The sequence below is a fragment of the Campylobacter sp. BCW_4341 genome (assembly GCF_001764255.1).
GTDB classification, from domain to species: domain Bacteria; phylum Campylobacterota; class Campylobacteria; order Campylobacterales; family Campylobacteraceae; genus Campylobacter_D; species Campylobacter_D jejuni.
On the sequence record NZ_MKAH01000013.1, the window covers coordinates 1 to 11319 of the forward strand.

Annotated in this window: 10 protein-coding genes; 3 read left to right on the top strand and 7 right to left on the bottom strand. The window is 26.1% G+C overall.

The window, feature by feature from the left end; all coding sequences use genetic code 11:
- The 7 genes from AJN70_RS01525 to AJN70_RS01555 form a co-directional block, all read right to left on the bottom strand.
- Positions 1-1690: contractile injection system protein, VgrG/Pvc8 family (locus AJN70_RS01525; RefSeq protein ID WP_261669646.1), on the bottom strand; the 1690-nt coding region annotated here is incomplete at its 3' end.
- 135 nt (positions 1691-1825) lie between these two features.
- On the bottom strand, positions 1826-2728 hold the full coding sequence (gene tssG / locus AJN70_RS01530; protein ID WP_002881829.1) for a type VI secretion system baseplate subunit TssG: 903 nt from the start codon (positions 2726-2728) through the stop codon (positions 1826-1828).
- The gene (gene tssF / locus AJN70_RS01535) at positions 2725-4446 is read right to left on the bottom strand and encodes a type VI secretion system baseplate subunit TssF (protein WP_002881830.1); all 1722 of its coding nucleotides are present in this window, start codon (positions 4444-4446) and stop codon (positions 2725-2727) included. Before tssF ends, tssG begins: the two co-directional genes overlap by 4 nt.
- A complete protein-coding gene (tssE, locus tag AJN70_RS01540; RefSeq protein WP_002881831.1) occupies positions 4443-4835 on the bottom strand; it encodes a type VI secretion system baseplate subunit TssE in 393 nt (130 codons plus the stop codon). The genes tssF and tssE overlap by 4 nt, the downstream gene beginning before the upstream one ends.
- Before the next feature lie 2 nt (positions 4836-4837).
- On the bottom strand, positions 4838-6292 hold the full coding sequence (gene tssC, locus AJN70_RS01545; RefSeq protein WP_002881832.1) for a type VI secretion system contractile sheath large subunit: 1455 nt from the start codon (positions 6290-6292) through the stop codon (positions 4838-4840).
- 1 nt (position 6293) lies between these two features.
- Positions 6294-6779 carry a type VI secretion system contractile sheath small subunit gene (gene tssB / locus AJN70_RS01550; protein WP_002881833.1) on the bottom strand — a complete coding sequence of 162 codons (486 nt, stop codon included), beginning with the start codon at positions 6777-6779 and terminating at the stop codon, positions 6294-6296.
- A gap of 68 nt (positions 6780-6847) precedes the next feature.
- Positions 6848-8095 (bottom strand): type VI secretion system domain-containing protein, encoded by a 1248-nt coding sequence (locus AJN70_RS01555; RefSeq protein WP_044779648.1) that lies wholly within the window; start codon positions 8093-8095, stop codon positions 6848-6850.
- 125 nt (positions 8096-8220) lie between these two features.
- On the opposite strand from AJN70_RS01555, the gene tssJ reads away from it, so the two are divergent.
- Genes tssJ through icmH form a run of 3 tightly spaced genes read left to right on the top strand, consistent with a single transcriptional unit; the run spans position 8221 to position 10844 of the window.
- A complete protein-coding gene (gene tssJ, locus AJN70_RS01560) occupies positions 8221-8667 on the top strand; it encodes a type VI secretion system lipoprotein TssJ (protein ID WP_002779659.1) in 447 nt (148 codons plus the stop codon).
- 9 nt (positions 8668-8676) lie between these two features.
- Positions 8677-10074: a type VI secretion system baseplate subunit TssK gene (gene tssK / locus AJN70_RS01565; protein WP_002779660.1), complete on the top strand. Its 1398-nt coding sequence runs from the start codon at positions 8677-8679 to the stop codon at positions 10072-10074.
- A complete protein-coding gene (gene icmH / locus AJN70_RS01570; RefSeq protein WP_002881837.1) occupies positions 10071-10844 on the top strand; it encodes a type IVB secretion system protein IcmH/DotU in 774 nt (257 codons plus the stop codon). Before tssK ends, icmH begins: the two co-directional genes overlap by 4 nt.
- Positions 10845-11319: the final 475 nt, after the last annotated feature.

Sequence of the window (11319 nt, forward strand, 5' to 3'; positions counted from 1 at the left end):
TAGTCCCATTATACAAACTTCCACTTACATAAGGTTTATCTATATCATCATCTAAAAAAGAAATAATCACTTCATCTCCTATTCTTGGAGTATGAAAAAAACCTGAATGATTACTTGCTATACTAGAAGCTACTCTTAAAAAAGGAGTGTGATGATAAGATTTATAAGTATTGCTTGATAAATTAGAAGAATTTGTATCTATATCATTTGTAATAAAAGTATCATTATCTAATTCTTCTTGATTGACATAAAGATTAATCCTTACCTTAACCCTTCCATGCTCATCAGTATAAATAGTATTTCTCTCACTTTCTATATCCTTACTCTCTCCTATAACAATACCTTGAGTGCTATTAGGAGCTTTAGGTTTAGCTTTAAAACTTGGAGTAAAGATAATATTCTTTTTTAATAAAGTTAAAGTATTAGAATAAGATTTACTTAAATTTAAATCTTTTAAATTTAAATGATCATTCGTATTAATAGAATTAGCTAAGATGGCATCATCAATTAAGATTTGAGTATTAGCAATAATAATAAAGTCTTTAAGCAAAGAAGCTTTATCTTGTTTTTCTTCATCTTGATTTTTTATTTCTTCTTGATGATTAAACTCCTTATAATTTAAAGTGATAAAATCTCCTAAGCTAAGATGATAAATATTACTTTTTGCTAGTAAGCTTTCATTTAATACTAAGGCTCTTTTTTCTTTAAGAGAAGGCTTAGTCTTTAAATCAATGCTTTTTGTAAAAGAATATTCACTCTCATAAAAATGTTCATTATAATAAGCTTTGTTATTAAGTTCTTGTTCATAAGGAACTTTACTAGAGTGTAAAGATAAAAGATTTAAAGGAGTATTGGCATTAATACTAGAATGTGTAAAAGAATTAGTTCTTAAGCTTTGCTCTTTATAAATAGAAGAAATACAAGCTTGATTTAAAATATTATTAACATTAGGATTATACTCAATTTCTTTATTTTTTACATTTTTATATACATCACAAAAATAAATAGTGTTCTCATCTTCATAAAAAAAGATTCCATTATTATGGCTTAATCTTGTAATAAAGTCTAAATCACTTTCATTGTATTGAGAGATGAGTTCTTGTTCTTCATAATTAAAATGTATATTAGAATAATCAATTTCTTTATGTAAGATATCTTGATAAAAACCAAGGGTTTGTTTAATCACTTCTATAATATTAGTATGAGTATAAATACGATTGGCTTTATTTAAAGAAAGTCTTATCAAAACTGATTGAAGCTTAAAAGAAAAAAAATGCTTGTATTTTATTTGCTTAGTATTTGAAGCGCTATCATTAATATTTAAAGCACTTTCATGATTAATACCTAGATATTTTATATAAGTGATAATTCCCTTATAGTTTTTTACTTCATTGTTATCAAAGTTTAAGGTATTATTCTCATAAGGATTATGGATATTTAAAATAGCTTCTTGATCGATTAAAACATTAGGATGAAAATTAAAAGTTGTAGGGGTGCTTGGATGAGATGAAGCATTGGTTAAAGTATTTAAAGAAAATAAATCTTGTTCTAAACTTTCAAAAAAGCCTTCACATTCTATAGAAAAAAGTTCTTCAAAACTTTCTTTGATGAGGGCTTTAGTGATTTTAAAGGGTAGGGGATTTGAAGTAGAATTTGATATATTAAGACTCATAAAGGAATTTGAGGCCATTTTTTCTCCTTAATGTGGTAATAAGATTTATCAAATACAAAGCTTATAAGTGTGATTAAATTTTTATTTATATTTGTTTGTAAATATTGTAGCATAGTTGGGGTAAATTTGAGTGTGTTTTATGATTATGAATATTTATTCATAAAGTTTCATATATACTATGGTGAATTTTTTTTGCGTGTTTCCTAAGATTTTTGCCCAGCCAAGTTTGGCGGTATTTTCTTCTCCTAACACAAACTTCATTTCTGAAGAATAGTTGATTTTAAGATATAAATCAACACAAAATTCATTATTTGTTAAAAACATTATGCTATTTTTTAAATCATCATGTTTAGTTCCATTGGGCATAAATTTAATCGCTTCTTGATATGAAATATCTTTTATATAAATTGCTATTTTATTTTGATAAGAGGTAAATTTATCACCTAGTATGAAATTACTCCCCAAGGCATGATTTTTTACGCCCAGTTTATTTCTTTGAGTATCAGAGATTAAAATTTGGTGAGGCAAATTTTCAATGATTGATAATTTGTCTTTTAGTTTAAAATTAACTTGCAAAACTCTTTCTATATATGTTTTTGGACGTCTTAAGCTCAATAATAAAGGTGCAAATGGTAAATATTTTTTTGCAATATCGTATTCTTTAATTCCTAATATATTAAATAAAATTTGAGAAATAGAGTCTTTAAAATTATCATTAAAAGATCTTGGATAATTTTTTAAGCCAATAACATCGAAAAATATCCAAAGTAAATAGTGATTAAAAAAATCAAAAAATAAAGTCCAACCTTGTTCTCCATCTTCATTTCTGGATAATTTATCTAACATAAATGAAGGAAGTTGTGAGGAAACTCCATGTAAGCCCATAAAATTTACAAATAATTCTATAAATGATTGATCTGAAAAAATAATTTTTTCTAAATCTTTATTTGGATGCTTTAAACTTTTATTGGTTCTTAAAAATATATTTTTTTTCCCATAATTTTTTTCTAGCTTTCTTATAAGTTTAAAAAAACTATATGAAGTTGGATCATTCATATTAAAGCTTTTTTTCCAAAAGAAGCAGGATAATGCAGAATTTCTTTTGAATCAAGACATTTTATCTTTAATTCACAAAAGGAATTAATGCTAGCAAAAGATGCTAAAAATTTGGATATAACTAATCCTAGTAAATAGACTTCACCTAAAGTATAAAACTTAGAATCCTTAATACTAAAAATAGCTAAGGTCCCTTTTTTTGTAATATTTTCATCAATTAGATAAGTGCTTTTGCTTTGAATATCAACTATAGATTCTTTTAAAAGTTCATAAGATTTCCAATTTAACTGATTATCTAAAAAACTATAGCTTTCTAATACACCAAAAAAAGCTTTTCTACTTAATATGGTTTGATAAGAAAAAGATAATACAGAAACAAGTTTCCACAATAAATTGCCATCAACGCTGCATCTTCTCGCTTCACTTGGAATTTCGATATTTTTAGTATCAACACCTTTTAAATTACAATTATTAATATCTCCTATTTTTAATCTTGAAGGCAGATCTCCATTGGAGCATAAAAGATCAATGCTTATAGTTTCATCCATTAAATAAGAGGAGAAAAAGGAAATTTCGCTAAATACTTCTCCTTTAGAATTCTTTTTAGTATTTATGCTATAAAAGTCTTTTTGATTATCTTTTAAAAATTCAAAACGTTCAAAACTCTTATAGTTTTTTAATAATCTTTTACCCCCTTCGCTATTGTGTGCTTTAACTTGCAATGTTTGTATAATCTCATAAGCTTTAGGTTGGCTTCTATCAACAAAAATTCGATAACTATCTTTTTTATGATTATTTATAAGAGGTTCTGCACTTTTTGCAAAGATATTGATAATAGGCGTCATACTTAAAGAAAACAATTCTTTTCTAAATATGCAATTTGCAGGAAATGGTTTAGAGAATTTAAATTCAATATTAATTGTTCTTCCTTGGCAATTATTTAAAATATCTAAGTTATTAATTCTTAGAAAATTAAATTTATGGGGCATAAAAAAATATTCCCTTAACAAAGAAAAAGCTTCAAAGCCTAAATCATTATAAGATAAACTACTTTCATCTGGATTTAATCCTATTTTTTCAATATCGTAAGTATTAAGAAAAAATTCTTCATCAGTTTCCAAACATTGAATTTTTAATTCTTTCAAATAAGAATGTATATATAATAATAAAGTAGTAGACATGTAAGTATCGTTACCTAAATATAAATTAATTTTTTCTAAGCCCAAATCACTTATTTTTGTTTCTGCTTTATCTATTTGTAATTTTAAATTAAAAGTATAGTCTTGGTTTTTACTTGATGCAAAAACCTCATTTATCGAAATAGGGTAAAGATAGACATCATAAACAGTTTTAAATTCACAAATGCATTTATCTATAGGTTTTGATTTAACAACGGTTCCTTTTGGAATAGTAAGTTTATTTTCTTTGCTATTTTGTTCAAGTTTAAATTCTTGCATACATAATGAGGGTATGGGATTTGTATAGTTTGGAGAAACTATATTGATTAAAGATTCTGCAATATGCGGGATATTTTCATCAAGTTCTTGGTGAATTTTAGAACTTAGGATGGCTAAATTTTCAATAATTCTTTCTACATCGGGATCTTTGCTATTGTAAGCTAAAAATGGAGCTAGTTTTGGATAATTTTTTACAAAATGTTCCCTAGTTTCATATAGATATTCAAGCTCTTTTTGATAATAAAAGATATTATCTTTCATTTAACCTCACAATATCTATTATTTTTAAAAATAATTTCTATGCTAAATTCCTTAAAACGATCCTCTTGAAAAAAACATTTTACAATAAAAGAAAGTTGCCAAGGACTTAAATTATTATCATAAGTAATAGAAACAACTCGTATTCTTTTTTCATAACTATCAATTAACTTTCTTATTTCCTTAGCCATTGATATGCATAATTCGCTAGAACTAAGATTAATGTCAGTCATATTTGGCATCCCTAAATCTTTCGCGGTATAACAGTCATTAATCTTAGAGTTGAGCAAAACTTTTATATTATTCTTTACATCCTCAAAATCATTTTGATAGAATGGAATATGAATGTTTTGCTCATCTAAATTATGGATCAGTTTATCTAGCAAGGACATTATTATTCTTTATCTAATTTTCCTACTAAAGAAAGTTCAAAATTACCGCCCATATATTTAAAATGAGGTCGGACACTTAGCCCTATTTTATACCATCCTGGCTCTCCTGGTATATCACTAACTTTCACTTGTGCTGCTCTAAATGGACGACGACTTCTCACTTCAGAAGGTGGATTTTCTTGATCGGAAATATATTGTCTAATCCATTCATTAAGTCCATTTTCAATATCGCTTCTTTCTTTCCAGCTCCCTATTTCTTCTCGTTGTAAAACCTTTAAATAGTGCGCCAATCTTGAAATTAAAAAGATATATGGAAGTTGAGTTCCTAATCTGTAATTTGTTTCAGCTTCTTTACCTTCTGGGGTATTTTGAAATAATTTTGGTTTTAACGGAGAATTTGCTGAAAAAAATGCTGCATTATTACTATCTCTTCTTAATGTTAAAGTTATAAAACCTGCTTCTGCAAGTTCATACTCTCTCCTATCTGTAATCAAAACTTCTGTAGGTATTTTTGATTGTATAGTTCCAAAATTTTCATAAAGATAAGTAGGCAGATCCTTAACAGTCCCTCCACTTTTTGGTCCTATAATATTTCCACACCATCTATACTTAGCAAAGCTTTCTGTCAATCTTGTACAAAAAGTATACGAAGAATTAGCCCACAATAAATGATTATGCGAAGCATGAACATTTTCTTTATAGTTAAAGCTTTTAATAGGGTTTTCTTCAGGATCATAAGGGCTTCTTGCTAAAAATCTTGTCACTAGTAAGCCTGTATATTTAGAGTCTTCATTTTCTCTAAAAGTTCTCCACCTTGTATATTGAGGACCTTCTAGCAAACCTTGCAAATCTTGAATATTTGCAAGTTCAGAATAATCATCAAGCCCAAAAAATTTTGGTCCAAAAGATGTTAAAAAGGGAGAATGACTCATAGCCGCAATACTAGCCATTTTATTTAAAAAAGTCATATCAGGACTTGCTGATCCAAGTTGATAATCTCCAATGATTGCTCCTACAGGCTCTCCTCCAAATTGTCCATATTCTGAAGAATATATATTTTTATAAACAACGCTTTGTGTTATATCTGGATTGTTTTCAAAATCCTCTAAAGCTTCTTCTTTTCTTATATCAAATAGGTCGATTTTTATATTTTCATTAAAATCAGTTCTTTCAACTAGAAATCTAAGTCCACGCCAAGTAGATTCAAGTTTTTGAAATTCTTCATTATGTAAAACTTCATCCATTTGTTTTGAGAGTAAATGGTCAATATGGGCTATCATTTCATCAAGTGCAAATTTATTGATTTTTTCTTCGGCATTATCACTTTTTACAATTTCTGAAATAAATTCAGCAACACCTCTTTTGGCAATACTATAACTTTCATCAGTTTTAGAGTATTTGCTTTTCTCCATAATTTGTTCAATAATTGGCGTATCAATTACTTTGGTATTTGCCATTTTAATTTCCTTGCTCTTCTTGTTTAATTTCTAAAAGTAACTTTTCTTTAGTTTTTTCATTTTTTAACGCTTCTAAAACAGCTTTTCTAAAATCAGGAATATTACCCATAGGACCTTTTAAAGCCATTAAAGCTTCTCTTAGTTGCAATAATTTGTTTAACTCAGGTATTTGTTTAGCTAAGCTATCTGGAGAAAAATCCTTCATGCTAGCAATATTGAGCTTAACATCAAGCTCTTCAGCTCCTGTTCCAAGAGTATTTTTTACGCTAAAACTCGTTGTTATATTGAGTTTTCTCATAACTTGATCAAAATTGATCTTGTTAATTTGCAAAATTTCTCTTTCCTCTAAAGGGGTTTCGTTTTTTCCTTTTAAATTTGCCATTACCATTAATTTTAACGGCAGCTCCACATCCTCATTTTGTCCATTAGTTTTAGCTTTATATGTAATATTAATTCGTTCCTTTGGAGCATGAGATCCATCTGACATTTTAAATCCTTAAAAATAAAAATTTTAGCTTAATTATTATATTAAAATTTGCTAAATTTAATCTTGCATCATTTAATTTTATTTTTTGCGTTTTCATATTCTTCGGCTAGATAATCTTTTAGTAGAGTTTTTTCCATTAACTCTACTAAGTATATATTTAAAATTTTAGAGTTCTTTTTCATTCCTTTTGATTCAAAAATTTTTACCATATCTAGCAAGGAATTAATATTATTCATAATAGAATTATTAAAATTTTCTTTATCAATATTCATCAGCATTTGCTCAAAATCTTGTAATGTATGTTCTTTGTCAGTTTTTTTACTTGAAAAAAAACTTTTTTTATTTTCTTTGGATTTAACAAAATATTTATAAACTTCTTCTTTGCAGATAAAATCACCATTTTGAAAACGGAGAAGTTCAATAGTATCAAATTTAGAAATAAAATCACTTGTTAATATTATAAGAATGTCTAATTGTTTATTTTTTTTCTTTTTTTCTAAAAAATCACAAAAGAGTTGTACACCCTCTATCCAAAAAGGATTTAAAATAAGTTCATGCATAAAACATTTAATATGTTCTATATCATTTTCTTTATCAGAAAGCAATATACGAATTATATCTGCATCAGGTTTTCTTATTTTAGTAATTTTTTCATTATTACATTCAGGCAAACACCTGATTTTCCCCCACATTGCTTGGGTGAATAAAGCGTAGATATTGAGATTATTTTCATCCTCTTCCAAAAGCTCAAATGCAAGTTTTTGATAAAAATTTTTATATTCTCTCTCGTTTAAAGAGTTAATATTATCGCTTCTAATGTTTACAGATACTTGAGCTACAGGAGATTTTGGAAGTTGTGGTGCAACTTGAGCAATTTCAATTTTTGCAAAATTGCAAGATAGCAAATTTTCAAATTCGGAAAATAAAGTAATAAATTGATTAACAATCTCAGATGATATAAGCACTTTTGTTTTATTGTATTCTTGAATAAAATTTTGAATAAAAATTTGAATTTTTCGCTTTTGAGCTAATATATAAGCATTATTTTCATCTATAAGTTTTTTTAAATGTTGAAAAAGAAGCAAAAGCTTTTCAAAGCATTCTTCATTGTTTAAATTAAAACACGATAAAAGAAAATAGTTGCAAATTTTAAAATCTAAAGAATGATTTAATAATATAAACTGAGAATATTGATAAACTTTATCCCAAGAAATATTTTCATGGTTTAAAGTCTTATATTTTGACATCTCATCTTCAAGTAACTGAAATTCTTGTAGTTCATCTAAATTATTTTTCAATTGATCACAAAAATACATTTAATTCCTCCAAAAATTTGCCTCATTATAATTAAATTTTAAAAAATATTATGTTAATTTTTTAAAAAATTTACTCAATTAATCATAAATTATATATTCTAAGATAGAAAGGATACTTTAGTTTCATGTTTTGTAAAAAAAGTTTATTTTTTTTATTGCCACTATTCTTTTGCGCTTGCTCAAGTGTTGTTAGTGTTAAGATAAATAATGTAGAGAATTCCAATCTTAATAATAGACATGATGATGTTCCTGTTACGGCTATTGTATATCAACTTAAGGATATTAAAAAATTTGAAGAAGCAAGTGATATAGATTTGGCTACTAGAGAAGAGGGGGTACTAGGCAAGGATAAACTTGATTCTATTAAAACGCAAATTGCACCTAAAGACAATATTATCGCGGTTAAAGTAGATGAAGAAGAGGTTCCTTATGTAGGCATTCTTGTATTATTTGCAAATAATACAAAAAAAACAACAAAAATATGGGCAAAGACCGAAGATGCAAATGGGTTTGGGAAGAATAAGTATTTAAAATTTGAAATATCCAAAGAAGGTATCAAAAGAATTAAATAGGAATAATATATGGCAAATAAATTAAAAGTTGCTTGGTTTGATGGACTTAATATTGGACAAACCCATTTTGAGCAGCAAGAAAGATTTTTTAATAGAAATATAGATCTTAAAACTATAAATATATATAGTAATTTATATGGAATAATAGACTTGGAATTTTCTCAAGAGATGTTATTGCAAGGAAAAATTGCACTTTCTAAAATTTCAGGTATCGCACAAGATGGAAGCATTTTTAATGCACCTGAGCAAGATTTGTTGCCTGAGCCTATTGAAATCAATTATGAATCTTTAATTGATTCAGTTGTGGTATTAAAAATTCCTATCGGAGTTACTGATATTGCTGATTTATCTTTAAGAAATACTTTTCCAAATTCAAAGTTTATATGTCTTAGAAATAGTATTGCTTTAAGAAATTATGATGATTCAAAATCTAATGTAATGGACAAAATTGAAGATGAGTACGAACTTGAAAATCTGACTTTTACACAAGAGAAAAAAGATTTACTTCTTGCTAGTTTAAGATTAAAACTTGGCATTTTAGGTAATTCAACTCCTGATGAACTTGAATTACCAATTGCAAAAATTAAAAATATTGATATCAATAAAAAAATTGAATTAGAAAGTGATTTTATACCCACTTGCTTAAATATCAGCAAAATATCTACCATAAGATCCTTTTTGGAAGAAATTATTTTTTCAATCAATCAACATAAAAAAGTTCTATCTAATGTTTTTAAAGGAATCGATCAAACAAAAAATACATTGGATTTTAGCACTTTTTTATCCCTTAATCTTTTAAAAAAATGGTATTTAATATTTTCACATCTATCAAAAAAAGATAAAATACATCCTGAATTTTTATACGAAAAATTTTTAGAATTTCAAGGAGAGCTTGCAGCTTTTAGCAACGAAGAATCTTTTTTAGATTTTATTCCTTATAAACACGATAATCTTTATAATACTTTTTTAAATATGATGAATAATCTAAGATTGTTATTTTCTAAAATCACAAGCCCTAAATATTTTATAGCTAAGACTAGTATTAACGGCAACGGTTTTTATGATTTTATTTTTGATAATTCGGGAATTTTAGAAGAAAGTGAAATTTATTTCGCAATTCGTGCAGATGTTACTACAGAATATCTACTTAATAATTTTAAAATTCAAAGCAAGATACATACTCAAAGTAAAATTAAAAATATAGTCGCAACTCAGCTTGAGGGCTTAAATGTAGATCAAGTACCTAATGTTCCATCTAGCATTCCTTATTTAAATGGTTATGTTTATTATAAATTAGATAAAAGAGATCAACTGTTTAAAGATTTTAAAAATGAAAGTATCATTAGTATGTACTTGACCAACAATATAAAAAACCCTGATATTATAATGTGGGCGGTATTTCAATGAAAGAAATAAATGAAGAAAAAAAGGCATTAAGCTTACTTCTTGATTCAGATTTTGATGGTTTAAAAAACAATAAAATTATTGATTATTCTTTGGAGTTGCTTTTGCTTTCTTATAGACTTTCAAAAATAAGCTCTATGGATACAAGTAGTATTAATCAACTTAGAGAAACATTGATTAATAAAATTTTAGATATAACCGCTAAATTAAGTATATGTAAAGAATATGATGAAAAAGAAATTATTAAATTCAAATATTGTCTTTGTGTCTTTATAGATGAAAGCTTAATGAAAAATGAACTTTTTATTAATTTTTGGGCTCACAATACTCTAACTGTAAGGTTATTTGATGAAACTTTAGGTGGAAATAATTTTTATGATATTGCATCATCTTGGATTAATAACCCTTTTAAGTTTAAAGATTTTTTGGAATTTATCTATGCTTGTTTGATTCTTGGTTATAAAGGAAAATATAATGAGACTAAGGATAGAGATGAAAAAATAATTCATTTTTGCAATAATATTGCCACATCTTTAAAACCGGTTTATAAGATAGAAGAAGAGTTAGCTTTTAATAAAGCATATAAAACTGGTTTGAAAGAAAATATTTGGCAAAAATTTATAAGATTGTATTTTAAAAAACTTATTATCGTTGTGCCAGCATTGATTATATTAGGAGTATTAAGCTATGCAATTTTCAATTTAGAAACCAATAATCTTAAAGTGGATAATAATATATCCGTATTGATAAAAAATTTAACACATATAGAATAAATATACTAAATTTTTAAATATCAATTTATTTGTTATGAGTAAAATTAAATAAAAATTATTTTACAGCTAGAATAAAAATCAAATGCAAAACCTATAAAAGGATAAAAATATATGAAAAAACAAGCTCTATTATTTTAATGATAAAGAAAAAGTTATACTGCTAACACTAAACCACAAAATTACATCTTAATTTTAATAAAATAGAGAATCTAAGGAGATAACCCATGACATATATATTACTTCTTATTATAATTTCTACTATTCTTTCTTATCTTATATTAAAATTTATTTATAAAATCATCTTTAAATCTACAAAAAGCGTTTCAAAGTTTTTAGTCTTTCTTGGAAGTATAGGCTTAATTATCTTTTATTATACTCCTTATTCTTATTATTTAGAGCCTAGTTATTGGCAATTTAGGAATATGTGTAAGTTAAATGAACTTCCTAAAGTATAATAAGATTCTAGGGTATTTTG